Genomic DNA, 15,771 nt, shown 5'->3' with positions numbered 1-15,771 from the left:
GACGGGGATGGCCGAGCGGAAGCCGAAGCGGCGCGACGCCGTGGCAGAGATCGTGGCGGACTGGGCGCGTGAACGGCCCGAGCTCGACACCGGCCCACTGGAAGTGCTGGCCCGCCTGCACCGCTCGTTCCTGCGCTACAACACCAAGCTCAACGCGTCGATCGAGCGGCACGGCCTGTCCGTCGCCGGCTTCGACGTCCTGACGGCCCTGCGCCGCGCGGGCAAGCCGTACCGCCTCACCGCCGGACAGCTCGCCGACTCCGGGCTCGTCTCGTCCGCCGGGGTCACCCTGCGCATGGACCGCCTGGAGAAGGACGGCCTGATAGTCCGCGAACGCGACGCCGAGGACCGCCGCGTCGTCTACTCCCGCCTCACCGACCTCGGCCTCGCGACGGTGGACCAGGTATTCACGGACCACCTGGCGAACGAGGAGCGCATGCTGGCAGGCATCTCCCCGTCCGAGCGCCGCCAACTGGCCCGCCTCCTGGGCAAGTTGGAACACTCGATCCTGGACGCGGACGAGGACACATCAAGCCCCGCCGGCGATTGAGGCGCGGGGTCCGGGGCAGAGCCCCGCGACCGCACCCCCGTCGCAGACGACAACAGAAGGGGCGGCTCCCCCCGTGGGAGCCGCCCCTTCTGCCGTCCGGAGGACCTACTTCTTGTCGAGCAGATCCTGCACCTTCGACCGCACGTCATCCGTGTCGAGCCCACGAATCGTCAGCGTCGTACGCCGCCGCAGCACGTCGTCCTGCGTCTCCGCCCACTCGTGATCCCGCGCGTACACGACCTGCGCCCAGATCTCCGGCGCATCGGGGTGCACCCGCTCCGCCAGCGCCGGGTCCTCGTTCGCGAGCCGCGCGATGTCGAAGGACAGCGAACCGTAGTGCGTCGCCAGGTGCTTGGCGGTGTCGGCGCCCATACGCGGGCCCGGCGCCGGGCTGTCCACCAGAAGCCGGTGCGCGACCGCACGCGGGTTGGCGACACCCGGCAGCGGCAGCTTCTTCGGAAGGTTCTTGATCTCCTCGAAGTCGTCGCCCAGCGGGTGACCGGGCAGCTGCTCCAGCTTCTGCATGACCGTACGGCCGATGTGCCGGAACGTCGTCCACTTGCCGCCCGCGACGGACAGCATGCCGCCCTTGCCCTCGGTGACGACCGTCTCGCGCTTGGCCTTCGACGTGTCACCGGGGCCACCGGGAAGCACGCGCAGGCCCGCGAAGGCGTACGTCATGTTCTCCCGCTTGAGCTGCTCGTCACGCACCGAGAAGGCGGCCTCGTCGAGTATCTGCTCGATGTCCTTCTCGTTGACCGCGACGTCGCCCGGGTCACCCTCGTACTCCTCGTCGGTCGTGCCGAGCAGCAGCATGTCCTCCCAGGGGAGGGCGAAGGTGATGCGGTACTTGTCGATCGGGGTGGCGAGCGCGGCCTTCCACGGCTTGGTGCGCTTCATGACCAGGTGCGCGCCCTTGGACAGGCGGATGGACGGCGCCGAGTTCGGGTCCTCCATCTTGCGCAGGTGGTCGACCCACGGCCCGGTCGCGTTGAGGACCAGCCGGGCGTTGACGCCGAACTCCGCACCGTCCATCCGGTCCTTGAGCTCGGCACCGGTCACCCGGCCGTTGGTGAACCGAAGCCCGGTGACCTCGGAGTGATTGAGCACAACAGCACCGGCATCGACGGCCGCACGCACCGTCATCAGCGCCATCCGCGCGTCGTTCATCTGGTCGTCGCCGTACACGGCGACGGCCTTCAGGTTGTCGGTCCGCAGCTCCGGCACATCACGCTGCGCCTTCTCCGGCGACAACAAATGCCCCACGCCATCACCGAACGCGGACAGCGCCGAGTACGCGAAGACACCCGCGCCCAGCTTCGCCGCGCCGTGCGGGCCGCCCTTGTAGATGGGCAGGTAGAAGGTCAGGGGGTTGGCGAGGTGCGGGGCCACATTGCGGGACACCGCACGCCGCTCGAAGTGGTTCTCCGCGACCAGCTTCACCGCACCGGTCTGCAGGTAGCGCAGACCGCCGTGGAGCAGCTTGGAAGACGCGGAGGACGTGGCGCCGGCGAAGTCGCCGGCGTCGACCAGGGCCACCCTGAGACCGGACTGCGCCGCGTGCCAGGCAGTGGAGATGCCCAGGATGCCGCCGCCGATGACCAGGAGGTCGTACGTCGCCTTGGAAAGCTGCTCGCGGGTCTCGGCGCGGCTCGGGTTGGAACCGGCGACCGGGTGCGTTCCGAGGGCAGGCACGGTCTGGAGGGTGGACTGGGTACTCATGGTGGGGTGTTACTCCTCGACAGAGCTGTCTTCGAGCCAGCCCATGGACCGTTCGACGGCCTTGAGCCAGTTCTTGTACTCATGGTCACGGGTGGCCGCGTCCATGCGGGGGGTCCACTCGGCGGCCCGGCGCCAGTTGGCGCGGAGCTCGTCGGTGTTGGACCAGAAGCCGACGGCGAGGCCGGCGGCGTAGGCGGCGCCGAGGCAGGTCGTCTCGGCGACCATCGGCCGCACCACGGGCGCGTCCAGGAAGTCCGAGAGGGTCTGCATCAGCAGGTTGTTGGAGGTCATGCCGCCGTCGACCTTCAGCGCGGTCAGCTCGACGCCGGAGTCCTTCGTCATGGCGTCGGTGATCTCGCGGGTCTGCCAGGCGGTGGCCTCTAGCACGGCGCGCGCGAGGTGCGCCTTGGTGACGTAGCGGGTCAGACCCGCGATGACACCGCGCGCGTCCGAGCGCCAGTACGGGGCGAACAGGCCGGAGAAGGCGGGCACGAAGTACGCGCCACCGTTGTCCTCGACCGAGGACGCCAGCGTCTCGATCTCGGCGGCCGACTTGATCAGGCCCATCTGGTCGCGCATCCACTGCACCAGGGAGCCCGTGACGGCGATCGAGCCCTCCAGCGCGTAGACCGGCTTCTGGTCGCCGATCTGGTAGCCGACCGTGGTCAGCAGTCCGGAGTACGAGTTGATGGCCTTGTCCGCCGTGTTCATCAGCATGAAGGTGCCGGTGCCGTACGTGGACTTGGCCTCGCCCTCGGCGAAACAGGTCTGGCCGAACAGGGCCGCCTGCTGGTCACCGAGCGCCGAGGCGACCGGGATGCCGCCGAGCAGGTCGCCCAGCTTGCCGCCGGTGACCTCGCCGTAGACCTCGGCGGAGGAGTGGATCTCCGGCAGCATCGTCATCGGGACGCCGATGGAGGAGCAGATGCGCTCGTCCCACTGCATCTCGTGCAGGTTCATCAGCATCGTGCGGGAGGCGTTGGTGACGTCGGTGTAGTGCTTGCCGCCGTCTGTACCGCCCGTCAGGTTCCAGATGACCCAGGTGTCCATCGTGCCGAACAGGATGTCGCCGCGCTCGGCGCGCTCGCGCAGGCCCTCGACGTTGTCGAGCAGCCAGCGGGCCTTCGGACCGGCGAAGTACGACGCGAGCGGCAGGCCGGTCTCGCGGCGGAAGCGGTCCTGGCCGACGTTGCGCCCGAGCTCCTTGCAGAGGGCGTCGGTGCGGGTGTCCTGCCAGACGATGGCGTTGTGGACGGGCTCACCGGTGTTCTTGTCCCAGAGCAGCGTCGTCTCGCGCTGGTTGGTGATGCCGATGGCCTTGATGTCGTCGCGGGTGATGCCGGCCTTGGTGATGGCTCCGGCGACGACCTCCTGGACGTTCGCCCAGATCTCGTTCGCGTCGTGCTCGACCCAGCCCGGCTTCGGGAAGATCTGCTCGTGCTCCTTCTGGTCGACGGAGACGATCCGGCCGTCCTTGTCGAAGACGATGCAGCGGCTGGACGTGGTGCCCTGGTCGATCGCCGCGATGAAGGGGCCGGTGGTGTGTGCGTCGGTCACGGTGTGCTCCTCGTGGTGCGTGGGGTGGTCGGTTTCGGCGGCGTCGCTCAGAACAGCTGGTAGATGGCGCCGGCGAGGGCACCACCGATGAGCGGACCGACCACCGGGACCCAGGCGTACGACCAGTCCGAACCGCCCTTGTTGGGCAGCGGGAGCAGCGCGTGCACGATGCGCGGGCCGAGGTCACGGACCGGGTTGATGGCGTAGCCCGTGGGGCCACCGAGGGAGAGACCGATACCCACCACGACGAGCGCGGTGATCAGGGCGCCGAGCACACCGAGGCCGTTGCCCTCGGCGTTCAGGCCCTGCGTGAGGATCGCCAGGACGAGCACGACCGTGGCGATGATCTCCGTGACGAGGTTCTGCAGCATGTTCCGGATCTCGGGACCCGTGGAGAAGACGCCGAGCACCGGACCGGCCTCGGGCGCGGACTTCGGGTCGACGAGACCCTCGTCGCCGTCCGTGCCGTTGTGCGCGGCCAGCACCTCGCGGTCGGTGAGGTGGGCGTGGAACTGCCCGTAGTACGCGAGCCACACCAGGACCGCGCCGATCATGGCGCCGAAGAGCTGGGAGACCAGGTAGAGCGGTACGTCGCTCCACTTCGTGCCGCCCTCGATGGCGAGACCGAGGGTGACCGCGGGGTTCAGGTGCGCGCCGGAGACGCCGCCGGCCAGGTAGGCACCGGTCAGGACCGCGAAGCCCCAGCCGAACGCGATGGCGACCCAGCCGGCGTCGAATGCCTTCGAGCGCTTGAAAGTGACGGCGGCGCAGACGCCACCGCCCAACAGGGTGAGTATGGCGGTACCGATGGTCTCGCCGATGAAGATGTCGTGGCTGGACACCCGCGACTCCTTTGTCCTTCGTCCAGGTGGTAACCCGAGTAACGAACCTCCCGGGTCCCTTTCCGGTGGTCCGAGACCCTCAAGGCGAGGGTCGGGTCCGGTCTGGCCTGCTGACACTCTAACGCGTATTGCCGGTAGGTGTTCGACAATGCCGACCGATGGACGCGAGTCTCGCTCTGCGGTTCCCGGCTCGTCAAGGGATCTCTTATCGAATGCGCGATCGTTATTGATCGCCTCTGGCTATCGGACCGCCGTTGTCGGTCGGCAGGCCGGTGGGCGTTCAACGATGGTCACCCGGATCGGTGCCGCCTGCACCTTGGGGCCCGCCTGCACCTTGGGGCCCGCGGGCGCCGCCGCTCAGAAGCGGCTGGCGCCCAGATCGCGGGAGACGGCGCGCGCACAGTCGCGTACGGCGGCGATCAGCTCGGGGCGCAGCCCGCCCGGAGTCCCGCCCGCCGCGTCCTCGGGGGCCTTGCAGACCCGCTCCACGGCGCCCGTGATGCCCACCGCGCCCACCGGCATCCGGTGCCGGTCGTGGATCGGGGCCGCGACCGAGGCGACGCCCTCCCAGGTCTCCTCCACGTCGGCCGCGTACCCGCGCGCGCGGGTCAGGTCGAGCACCGCCTCCAGGTCGCCCGGATCGCACACCGTGCTCGCCGTGAAGTCCTTGCGCTCGGCCTCCAGGACCTCGCTGTGTGCCACCGGGTCGTACGCGGACAGCACCTTGCCCAGGGCCGTCGAGTGCAGCGGCTGCATCGCGCCGACCTCCAGGACCTGCCGGCTGTCGTCCGGCCGGAAGACGTGATGCACGATCAGCACGCCCTGCTGGTGCAGCACACCCAGGTAGACCGCCTCGCCGCTGGAGCGGGCCAGGTCGTCCGTCCACACCAGGGCGCGCGCCCGCAGTTCGTGCACGTCGAGGTAGCTGTTGCCCAGGCGCAGCAGTTCGGCGCCCAGTTGGTAGCGCCCCGAGGCGGAGTCCTGCTCCACGAAGCCCTCGGCCTGCAGCGTGCGCAGGATGCCGTGGGCCGTGCCCTTGGCGAGGCCGAGCGCGGCGGCGATGTCGGAGAGGCCGAGCCTGCGCTCACCGCCCGCGAGCAACCGGAGCATGGCCGCGGCCCGTTCGAGCGACTGGATGTTGCGTGCCATCGCAGGCCCTTCCTCCCTCGGTTCCTCAGGATGCGACGTTCGACAATGCTGAACAGTATCGGTCGTTGCCGACCTCCGGCGAGCGCGGCGTGCGCCAATATTTCCATCACCAGGAGATCGCCCGCGGATCGACGCGTTTCGGCCACGACACGCGCACAACGTTCCGGACCGTGGACGCACTCACGACAGGACCATCGTCCCCGCTACCCTGACCGGGTGCGTCTCCGGGGAGTGGGGACGCAAAGCCGACAGCCGTCGCACCTCTGGGAGAACTTTCATGGCCTCGTTGCCAACGCCCGCATCCGATCCCCGCGCCCGTGTGGACGCCTTCCGAGAAGCCCTCGCCACCCGCGTCGTGGTGGCCGACGGAGCGATGGGCACCATGCTGCAGGCGCAGGACCCGACCCTCGAGGACTTCCAGCAACTCGAGGGCTGCAACGAGATCCTCAACCTCACCCGCCCCGACATCGTGCGCTCCGTGCACGAGGAGTACTACGCCGTCGGCGTGGACTGCGTCGAGACGAACACCTTCGGCGCCAACCACGCGGCGCTCGGCGAGTACGACATCCCCGAGCGCGTCTTCGAACTGTCCGAGGCGGGCGCGCGCGTGGCCCGCGAGGTCGCCGACGAGTTCACCGCGAGCACCGGACAGCAGCGCTGGGTCCTCGGCTCCATGGGCCCCGGCACCAAGCTGCCCACCCTGGGCCACGCCCCGTACACCACACTGCGCGACGCCTACCAGCGCAACGCCGAGGGCCTCATCGCCGGCGGCGCCGACGCCCTCCTCGTCGAGACGACGCAGGACCTCCTCCAGACGAAGTCGGCGCTGCTCGGCGCCCGCCGCGCCCTGGACGCCACCGGCGCCAACCTGCCCGTCATCTGCTCGGTCACCGTCGAGACGACCGGCACCATGCTGCTGGGCTCGGAGATCGGCGCGGCGCTCACCGCGCTCGAACCGCTCGGCATCGACATGATCGGCCTGAACTGCGCCACAGGACCCGCCGAGATGAGCGAGCACCTGCGCTACCTCTCCCGGCACTCGCGCGTCCCGGTCTCGGCCATGCCGAACGCCGGTCTGCCCGTCCTCACCAAGGACGGCGCCCACTACCCGCTCACCGCGGAGGAGTTGGCGGACGCGCAGGAGACCTTCGTGCGCGAGTACGGCCTGTCGCTGGTGGGCGGCTGCTGCGGTACGACGCCCGAGCACCTGCGCCAGGTCGTCGAGCGCGTCCGCGGCACCGAGCCCACGCAGCGCACCCCGCAGCCCGAGCCCGGCGCCGCCTCGCTCTACCAGACGGTCCCGTTCCGCCAGGACACCGCGTACATGGCGATCGGCGAGCGTACGAACGCCAACGGGTCGAAGAAGTTCCGCGAGGCCATGCTGGAGGCCCGCTGGGACGACTGCGTGGAGATGGCCCGCGACCAGATCCGCGAGGGCGCCCACATGCTCGACCTGTGCGTCGACTACGTGGGCCGCGACGGCGTCGCCGACATGAACGAACTCGCGGGACGCTTCGCCACCGCCTCCACCCTCCCGATCGTCCTGGACTCGACCGAGGTCGACGTCATCCAGGCCGGCCTGGAGAAGCTCGGCGGCCGCGCGGTCATCAACTCCGTGAACTACGAGGACGGGGACGGCCCCGAGTCCCGCTTCGCGAAGGTCACCAAGCTCGCCCGCGAGCACGGCGCCGCGCTGATCGCGCTGACCATCGACGAGGAGGGCCAGGCCCGCACCCCCGAGCACAAGGTCGCCATCGCCGAGCGGCTGATCGAGGACCTGACCGGCAACTGGGGCATCCACGAGTCGGACATCCTCATCGACTGCCTGACGTTCACGATCTGCACGGGCCAGGAGGAGTCCCGGGGGGACGGCATCGCCACCATCGAGGCGATCCGTGAACTCAAGCGCCGCCACCCCGACGTACAGACCACCCTCGGCCTGTCGAACATCTCCTTCGGCCTCAACCCGGCCGCCCGCATCGTCCTCAACTCCGTGTTCCTGGACGAGTGCGTGAAGGCGGGCCTGGACTCGGCGATCGTGCACGCGAGCAAGATCCTGCCGATCGCGCGCTTCGACGAGGAGCAGGTCACCACCGCCCTCGACCTGATCTACGACCGGCGCGCGGAGGGCTACGACCCGCTGCAGAAGCTGATGGCGCTCTTCGAGGGCGCCACCGCCAAGTCCCTCAAGGCGGGCAAGGCCGAGGAGTTGGCGGCCCTCCCGCTGGAGGAGCGCCTGCAGCGCCGCATCATCGACGGCGAGAAGAACGGGCTCGAAGAGGACCTGGACGACGCGCTCCAGGACCGCCCCGCCCTCGACATTGTCAACGACACCCTCCTGGAGGGCATGAAGGTCGTCGGCGAACTGTTCGGATCCGGCCAGATGCAGCTGCCGTTCGTGCTGCAGTCCGCCGAGGTCATGAAGACCGCGGTGGCGCACCTCGAACCGCACATGGAGAAGTCCGACTCGGAGGGCAAGGGCACCATCGTGCTCGCCACCGTGCGCGGCGACGTCCACGACATCGGCAAGAACCTCGTCGACATCATCCTGTCCAACAACGGCTACAACGTGGTCAACCTGGGCATCAAGCAGCCCGTCTCCGCGATCCTGGAGGCCGCGGAGGAGCACCGGGCCGACGTCATCGGCATGTCGGGACTCCTCGTCAAGTCGACCGTGATCATGAAGGAGAACCTGGAGGAGCTCAACCAGCGCAAGCTGGCCGCCGACTTCCCGGTCATCCTCGGCGGCGCCGCCCTCACCCGCGCCTACGTGGAGCAGGACCTCCACGAGATCTACGAGGGCGAAGTCCGCTACGCCCGCGACGCGTTCGAGGGCCTGCGCCTCATGGACGCCCTCATCGCGGTCAAGCGCGGCGTGCCCGGCGCCACCCTCCCCGAACTCAAGCAACGCCGGGTTCCCAAGCGCGACATCGCGATCGAGGAGCAGGCCGACGAGGGTCCGGTGCGCTCGGACGTCGCGGTCGACAACCCGGTCCCCGAGCCGCCGTTCTGGGGCACCCGCGTCGTCAAGGGCATCCAGCTCAAGGAGTACGCCTCCTGGCTCGACGAGGGCGCCCTGTTCAAGGGCCAGTGGGGCCTGCGCCAGGCCCGTACCGGCGACGGACCCACGTACGAGGAGCTGGTGGAGACCGACGGGCGGCCGCGGCTTCGCGGCTGGCTCGACAAGCTGCACACCGACAACCTGCTCGAAGCGGCCGTCGTGCACGGCTACTTCCCCTGCGTGTCCAAGGGCGACGACCTGATCATCCTGGACGACGCGGGCAACGAGCGGACCCGGTTCACGTTCCCGCGCCAGCGCCGCGGAAAGCGGCTGTGCCTCGCCGACTTCTTCCGCCCGGAGGAGTCCGGCGAGACCGACGTCGTCGGCCTCCAGGTCGTCACCGTCGGCTCCCGGATCGGCGAGGAGACGGCGAAGCTGTTCGCGTCCGACTCCTACCGCGACTACCTCGAACTGCACGGCCTGTCCGTCCAGTTGGCCGAGGCACTCGCCGAGTACTGGCACGCGCGCGTACGCAACGAACTCGGCTTCGCCGGTGAGGACCCGGCCGAGATGGAGGACATGTTCGCCCTGAAGTACCGGGGCGCCCGCTTCTCCCTCGGCTACGGCGCCTGCCCGAACCTGGAGGACCGCGCGAAGATCGCCGACCTCCTGGAGCCCGAGCGGATCGGCGTCCAGCTCAGCGAGGAGTTCCAGCTCCACCCCGAGCAGTCCACCGACGCCATCGTCATCCACCACCCAGAGGCGAAGTACTTCAACGCGCGGTAATCGACACCAGTCGTACACTGGTCGGTCCAGCGCAGGCCGGTTGCCCTTCCGCTCCACGGAGGGCAACCGGCCTCTTCGTCCCTCATGGAGGTGTACGGATGACCAGTACGGTCCCCGCACTCGGTACCCGAACGGCCGAAGGCTCCACGCTCCAGGCCGTGCTCCTCGACATGGACGGAACACTCGTCGACACCGAGGGATTCTGGTGGGACGCCGAGGTGGCCGTCTTCGCCGAACTCGGCCACACCCTCGACGACTCCTGGCGGCACGTCGTCGTCGGCGGGCCCATGACCCGCAGCGCCGGCTTCCTCATCGAGGCCACCGGCGCCGACATCACCCTCGACGAGGTGACCGTGCTGCTCAACGACGGCTTCGAGAAGCGCATCAGCGAGTCACTGCCGCTGATGCCAGGGGCCGCGAGACTCCTCGCCGAACTCGCCGCGCACCGCGTGCCCGCGGCCCTCGTCTCCGCCTCCCACCGCCGCATCATCGACCGGATCCTGCACTCGCTCGGCGCCCACAACTTCCGCCTCACCGTCGCCGGTGACGAGGTGTCACGCACCAAGCCGCACCCCGACCCGTACCTGCTCGCCGCGTCCGGGCTCGACGTCGACCCGGCTCGCTGCGCCGTCATCGAGGACACCGCCACCGGCGTCACCGCGGCCGAGGCGGCGGGCTGCCAGGTCGTCGCCGTACCGTCCGTCGCCCCCATCGAACCCGCGCCGCGGCGCACCGTCGTCCGCTCCCTGGAACACGTCAACGTTCCTTTCCTGCAGGGCCTGATGACGCCCTGACAGCCACGGGTGGCAGGAGTGGCCGAATCGACGCGTCCACCATCGCCATCGACGGTGTGAGCTTTCCCACTCTCCTGAGGGGTGACAGGCCCGCGGGCCCATGCTGCGCGACCGCGCTCCGCGCCCCGAGGGGTGACCTTGTGTCCCGATTGGCCACCCCATGCGACGAACCTTCCTCCTGAGGTGTTTTCGGTGCGTCCACGCCCGATTCCACAGCGTGATGAGGGCCCCGCTCCCGCGCCCGCGGGCCGCTCGGGCGGGCCCATTAATCTCGTCGCGAGAACATCGCCGTACCCTCCCGCCACCCACGCGTCCCACCCCTGACGCCGGGACGGCGGGTTCAACAGCTCTGGAGAACTTCGAGCATGAACCGCAAGACTTTGGTGCTGCCGGCCATCATCGGTCTGCTTGCCCCCGTACTCGCCGCGTGCGGCGGGTCCGACAGCGGGGACGCGGGCGGCGATGCCATCAAGGTGGGCACCACGGACCGGTTCATCGCCTCCGGCAAGGTGCCCGCGCCGTTCGACCCCGCGTACGCCTATGACACCGGCTCCTGGAACGTACTGCGCCAGACCGTGCAGACACTCATGGCGATGCCGCGCAGCGGCAGCGGAGAGCCCGTGCCCGAGGCCGCCGAGAGCTGCATATTCTCCGACAGCGGCAGCGAACGCTACGCCTGCAAGCTGCGCAAGGACCTCAAGTTCGCCGACGGCAAGCCCGTCACCGCGGCCGACGTGAAGTACTCCATCGACCGCGTACGCACCATCAAGAGCGGCAGCGGCTCCTACGGACTGCTCTCCTCGATCGACACCATCGAGACCCAGGGCGACCGCGAGGTCATCTTCCACCTCAAGTCCCCGGACGCCACGTTCCCGTACAAGCTGGCCACGCCCACCGCCGGCATCGTCGACCCCGACGAGTACCCCAAGAACAAGCTGCGCACCGGCTTCAAGGTGAACAGCTCCGGCCCGTACACCCTCAAGGCCCAGGTCAAGAACGACACCGTCGTCAAGACCGTCTTCACCAAGAACCCCCACTACAAGGGGCAGTTGAAGCCGAAGAACGACAAGGTCGAACTGGACTCCTTCGCCGACTCCGACGCCATGGGCAAGGCGCTGGAGAAGGGCGACCTCGACATGATGACGCGCACCATGTCGCCGAAGCAGATCAAGAAGTACTCGGACAACCCGCCCGGGAACATCAACCTGGTCGAGATGCCCGGCATGGAGATCCGCTACCTCGGCTTCAACACCAAGGCCGACAGCGTCAAGAACAAGGCCGTACGACAGGCCATGGCGCAGCTCGTGGACCGCGGCGAGATCGCCTCCAAGGTCTACGGCACCAGCGCCGAACCGCTGTACTCGCTCGTCCCCAGCGGCATCACGGGACACCAGAACTCGTTCTTCAACAAGTACCAGAACCCCAGCAGGTCCAAGGCCGCGTCGATCCTGCGGCAGGCCGGCATCCACACGCCCGTCAAGCTCACCCTGCACTACACGAGCGACCACTACGGATCCGCCACGAAGAACGAGTTCGAGCTCCTCCAGAAGCAGCTCAACTCCAGCGGCGTGTTCGACGTCGACATCAAGGGCGACAACTGGGACACCTACCGCGACGCCCAGCTCAAGGGGAAGTACGACGTCTACGGCCTCGGCTGGTTCCCCGACTTCCCGGACGCCGACAACTTCCTCGCGCCGTTCCTCGACAAGGACAACTTCCTGGCGTCCCCGTACGTCAACCAGAACATCCGCGGCAACCTGATCCCCGCCGAGCGCCGCGAGGCCGACCGGCTCACCGCGTCCAAGCCCATCCAGCAGATCCAGGACACCGTCGCCGACGACGTGCCCGTCCTGCCGCTGTGGCAGGGCAAGCAGTACGTCGCCGCGCGCGACGACATCACCGGGGTGGAGTGGGCGCTCTCCGCCTCCTCGGTGCTTCAGCTGTGGGAGCTGGGCCGCGGCGTCAGCGGCTGAGCCCACCGGGGCCGGCTCCCACCGGCCCCAGCCCCGTCCGCTCGACCGAAGACAAGGCACGTACGTGAGAAAGCGCAATCAGTGGCTGGTCATGCCCCTCGGCGCGGGACTCGCCGCGGCACTCCTGACCGGCTGTGGCTCTGACGAGAGCGACTCCGCCGACAGCGGCGACTCCGTCGTCATGGGAATGTCCGACGACATCCAGGCCACCGACCCCGCCTCCGGCTACGACCCGGGCTCGTGGCTGCTGTTCAACAACGTCTTCCAGTCGCTGCTCAGCTTCCCCAACGGCGGCACCGAACCGCAGCCGGAAGCCGCCAAGGAGTGCCACTTCAGCGACAGCACCACCAAGGTCTACCGGTGCACGCTGCGCCCCGGCCTGACGTTCAGCAACGGCCACGCGCTGACCTCGAAGGACGTCAAGTTCTCCTTCGACCGCACGATGCGGATCAACGACGAGGCCGGGCCCGCGATCATGTTCCCGATGCTGGACAAGGTCGAGACCCCCGACGCCAGGACCGTCGTCTTCAGGCTCAAGTCCGCCGACGCGACCTTCCCCAGCAAGATCGCCTCCGGCGCAGGATCGATCGTCGACCACACCGAGTACCCCGCCGACAAGCTGCGCACCGACGGCAAGGCCGTCGGCTCGGGCCCGTACAAGCTCGACTCCTTCGGCAAGAAGCAGGCCGATTTCTCGGTCAACGCCAAGTACCAGGGCACCGCCAAGGTCAAGAACTCCGGCGTCACCATGAAGTTCTTCCACGGCGACCAGAAGGGCCTCAAGAAGTCCCTGCTCGGCGGGAACGTCGACCTCGCCTACCGCGGCCTCGCCGCCAAGGACGTCGCCGACATCCAGAACTCCGGCAACAAGAACCTCGACGTCATCGAGGGCACAAGCGCCGAGGTCCAGCACCTCGTCTTCAACACGGACGACCCCGTCGTCGGCAAGCTCGGCGTCCGCAAGGCGATCGCCCACCTCATCGACCGCGACGCCCTCATCGACGACGTCTACGACCAGACCGCCACGTCCCTGTACTCGATCATCCCGGCGGGCATCACCGGCCACAACACGGCCTTCTTCGACAAATACGGGCCCCGCCCCTCGAAGAGCAAGGCGGCCGCCGCACTGCGCGCCGACGGCATCACCACGCCCGTCAAGCTCACCCTCTGGTCCACGCCCGCGCGCTACGGCCCCGCCACCGACGCCGAGTTGAAGACCGTCGCCAAGCAGCTCAACGCCAGCGGCCTCTTCGACGCCGACGTCAAGTCCGTCGAATTCGCCCAGTACGAGCGGGACATCAAGTCCGGCAAGTACGGCGTCTACGTCAAGGGCTGGGTGCCCGACTACCCGGACCCGGACAACTTCACCCAGCCGTTCTTCGGCAAGGGCAACGTCCTCGACAACGGCTACGACAACCGCACCATCACCGACCGGATCATCCCGGAGACCGGCGCCCAGAGCGACCGCTCCGCGACGGCGACGCGCTACGAACAGCTCCAGAACATCGTCGCCGACGAACTGCCCATCCTGCCCATCTGGCAGGCCAAGCAGTACGCCGTCGCCAAGTCCGACGTCTACGGCCTGGAGAACTGCCTCGACGCGTCGACCGTGTTCCGCTTCTGGGAGATCAGCAAGGGCTGAGCCGCCAGGGGCCTGTGGGGAAGGCGGCTGTGGCTACTGCGCGCCGGGGCGGACCAGACCGCTCTCGTACGCGTACACAGCCGCCTGCACCCGGTCGCGCAGGCCCAGCTTCGTGAGCACATGGCCGACATGGGTCTTCACCGTCGTCTCGCTCACGAAGAGGTCCGCGGCGATCTCCGCGTTCGACAGGCCGCGCGCGACCAGCTTCAGGACCTCCACCTCGCGCTCCGTGAGCGTGTGCAGCGTGTCCGGGACCGGCTCCTCGCCCGACGGCAGATGATCCGCGTACTTGTCGAGCAGCCGACGCGTGATGCTCGGCGCCAGCATCGCCTCACCGGCCGCCACGACGCGGATCGCCTGCACCAGCTCGCCCGCGGGCGCGTCCTTCAGCAGAAACCCGGAGGCCCCCGCCTTCAACGCCTCGACCACGTACTCGTCGAGATCGAACGTCGTGAGCACCAGGACCTTCGCCGGACCGTCCTTGCCGGGACCCGAGATCTGCCGCGTCGCCTCCACGCCGTCCATCCGCGGCATCCGGATGTCCATCAGCACCACATCGGGCTGCAACGCACGCACCTGGTCCAACGCCTGCAGACCGTCCCCGGCCTCACCGACGACCGCGATGTCCTGCTCGGCCTCGAGGATCATGCGGAAGCCCGTACGCAGCAGCGGCTGGTCGTCGACCAGTAGGACGCGGATGGCCACGAAACTCTCCTTCGATCCTTCGATAGACCCGGCGCCCCATTCTGCCCTGCCGGGCGGGGGCCGCTCGGGCCGGGTAATTCAAGCCCCGCCGGCGATTGAGGCGCGGGGCCCGGGGCAGAGCCCCGGCCTTTCACCGCAACGAGGCGTCCGACGAAGCCACCCGGAGCGGATACGGCGGAGGCGTACCCCCGAACTCCGGACACACCGCCTGGTGGTCACACCACCCGCACAGCTTCGACGGTCTCGGCCGCCAGTCCCCACTCTCCGTCGCCTGCCGAATCGCCTCCCACAGCGCCAGCAACTTCCGCTCCACCCGCTCCAGATCCGCCACCACCGGGTCGTACGTCACCACGTCCCCACTGCCCAGATACACCAGCTGCAGGCGCCGCGGCACAACCCCCTTCAGACGCCACACCACCAGCGCGTAGAACTTCATCTGGAACAGCGCGCCCTCCGCGTACTCGGGGCGCGGCGCCTTGCCCGTCTTGTAGTCGACGATGCGCACCTCACCCGTCGGCGCCACATCCACCCGGTCGATGATCCCGCGCAGCTTCAGGCCGGAATCCAGCTCGGCCTCCACGAACAGCTCCCGCTCGACCGGCTCCAAACGCGTCGGATCCTCCAGCGTGAACCACCGCTCCACGAGCCGCTCCACGTCACCGAGCCAGCGCGTCATCCGCTCGCCCTCGGCATCGTCCACGAACAGCTCCGCCAGCTCCGGCCTCGCCTCCCGCAGCCGGTCCCACTGGCCGGGAATCAGCGACGCGGCGCGCGGCGCCGTCCGCTCACCCGCCGGCGTGTCGAAGAGGCGCTCCAGGACGGCATGGACCAGCGTGCCCCGCGTCGCCGCCTCGCTCGGCTTCTCCGGCAGCTTGTCGATCACCCGGAACCGGTACAGCAACGGGCACTGCATGAAATCGCTCGCGCGCGACGGCGAGAGCGAGGCCGGCGGCGCGGCTGCGGGCTTTTCCGTGCTGGTCTCCATGACGTACGACGATACGGGCACCCACTGACAATCAGGTGTCGGTCAGGCACCTGCACGCCCCGCCG

Annotated in this window: 11 protein-coding genes; 5 read left to right on the top strand and 6 right to left on the bottom strand. The window is 68.9% G+C overall.

Features of this window, described 5'->3' with window-relative positions; translation table 11 throughout:
- Positions 1-7 precede the first annotated feature (7 nt).
- A complete protein-coding gene (locus RBJ65_RS37495; protein WP_306319254.1) occupies positions 8-550 on the top strand; it encodes a MarR family winged helix-turn-helix transcriptional regulator in 543 nt (180 codons plus the stop codon).
- 105 nt (positions 551-655) lie between these two features.
- Here the strand turns inward: RBJ65_RS37495 and RBJ65_RS37490 are convergent, their stop codons facing one another.
- The 4 genes from RBJ65_RS37490 to RBJ65_RS37475 all read right to left on the bottom strand — a co-directional run bounded on the left by RBJ65_RS37490 (position 656) and on the right by RBJ65_RS37475 (position 5,820).
- A complete protein-coding gene (locus RBJ65_RS37490) occupies positions 656-2,272 on the bottom strand; it encodes a glycerol-3-phosphate dehydrogenase/oxidase (protein ID WP_306319253.1) in 1,617 nt (538 codons plus the stop codon).
- A 9-nt stretch (positions 2,273-2,281) separates the two neighbouring features.
- Complete coding sequence (gene glpK / locus RBJ65_RS37485; protein WP_306319252.1) at positions 2,282-3,829, bottom strand: glycerol kinase GlpK; 1,548 nt, start codon at positions 3,827-3,829, stop codon at positions 2,282-2,284.
- A 47-nt stretch (positions 3,830-3,876) separates the two neighbouring features.
- The gene (locus RBJ65_RS37480) at positions 3,877-4,671 is read right to left on the bottom strand and encodes an MIP/aquaporin family protein (RefSeq protein ID WP_306319251.1); all 795 of its coding nucleotides are present in this window, start codon (positions 4,669-4,671) and stop codon (positions 3,877-3,879) included.
- A 357-nt stretch (positions 4,672-5,028) separates the two neighbouring features.
- Positions 5,029-5,820 (bottom strand): IclR family transcriptional regulator, encoded by a 792-nt coding sequence (locus RBJ65_RS37475; RefSeq protein ID WP_306319250.1) that lies wholly within the window; start codon positions 5,818-5,820, stop codon positions 5,029-5,031.
- A gap of 277 nt (positions 5,821-6,097) precedes the next feature.
- Between RBJ65_RS37475 and metH the strand changes: the two genes are divergently transcribed.
- The 4 genes from metH to RBJ65_RS37455 all read left to right on the top strand — a co-directional run bounded on the left by metH (position 6,098) and on the right by RBJ65_RS37455 (position 14,016).
- Positions 6,098-9,607 (top strand): methionine synthase, encoded by a 3,510-nt coding sequence (gene metH, locus RBJ65_RS37470; protein ID WP_306319249.1) that lies wholly within the window; start codon positions 6,098-6,100, stop codon positions 9,605-9,607.
- Between the two features lie 98 nt (positions 9,608-9,705).
- Positions 9,706-10,401, top strand: coding sequence for an HAD family phosphatase (locus RBJ65_RS37465; RefSeq protein WP_306319248.1), 696 nt, complete (start codon positions 9,706-9,708; stop codon positions 10,399-10,401).
- A gap of 365 nt (positions 10,402-10,766) precedes the next feature.
- Positions 10,767-12,374, top strand: a complete 1,608-nt coding sequence (locus RBJ65_RS37460; RefSeq protein ID WP_306319247.1) for an ABC transporter substrate-binding protein — start codon at positions 10,767-10,769, stop codon at positions 12,372-12,374.
- Between the two features lie 64 nt (positions 12,375-12,438).
- A complete protein-coding gene (locus RBJ65_RS37455) occupies positions 12,439-14,016 on the top strand; it encodes an ABC transporter substrate-binding protein (protein WP_306319246.1) in 1,578 nt (525 codons plus the stop codon).
- 33 nt (positions 14,017-14,049) lie between these two features.
- Here the strand turns inward: RBJ65_RS37455 and RBJ65_RS37450 are convergent, their stop codons facing one another.
- The gene (locus tag RBJ65_RS37450; protein ID WP_306319245.1) at positions 14,050-14,721 is read right to left on the bottom strand and encodes a response regulator transcription factor; all 672 of its coding nucleotides are present in this window, start codon (positions 14,719-14,721) and stop codon (positions 14,050-14,052) included.
- A gap of 130 nt (positions 14,722-14,851) precedes the next feature.
- A complete protein-coding gene (locus RBJ65_RS37445) occupies positions 14,852-15,706 on the bottom strand; it encodes a RecB family exonuclease (RefSeq protein WP_306319244.1) in 855 nt (284 codons plus the stop codon).
- Between the last annotated feature and the right edge of the window lie 65 nt (positions 15,707-15,771).

It is taken from the genome of Streptomyces sp. KL109B, assembly GCF_030766935.1.
Lineage (GTDB): Bacteria > Actinomycetota > Actinomycetes > Streptomycetales > Streptomycetaceae > Streptomyces.
The sequence above is the reverse complement of the archived record's forward strand: the minus strand, read 5'-3'. Positions and strand labels throughout refer to the sequence as shown.

Bases quoted from the DNA above. Each gene is read 5' to 3' on its own strand.
- RBJ65_RS37495 (WP_306319254.1), top strand. From the start codon at position 8: ATGGCCGAGCGGAAGCCGAAGCGGCGCGACGCCGTGGCAGAGATCGTG.
- RBJ65_RS37490 (WP_306319253.1), bottom strand. From the start codon at position 2,272: ATGAGTACCCAGTCCACCCTCCAGACCGTGCCTGCCCTCGGAACGCAC.
- RBJ65_RS37475 (WP_306319250.1), bottom strand. From the start codon at position 5,820: ATGGCACGCAACATCCAGTCGCTCGAACGGGCCGCGGCCATGCTCCGG.
- metH (WP_306319249.1), top strand. From the start codon at position 6,098: ATGGCCTCGTTGCCAACGCCCGCATCCGATCCCCGCGCCCGTGTGGAC.
- RBJ65_RS37465 (WP_306319248.1), top strand. From the start codon at position 9,706: ATGACCAGTACGGTCCCCGCACTCGGTACCCGAACGGCCGAAGGCTCC.
- RBJ65_RS37460 (WP_306319247.1), top strand. From the start codon at position 10,767: ATGAACCGCAAGACTTTGGTGCTGCCGGCCATCATCGGTCTGCTTGCC.
- RBJ65_RS37445 (WP_306319244.1), bottom strand. From the start codon at position 15,706: ATGGAGACCAGCACGGAAAAGCCCGCAGCCGCGCCGCCGGCCTCGCTC.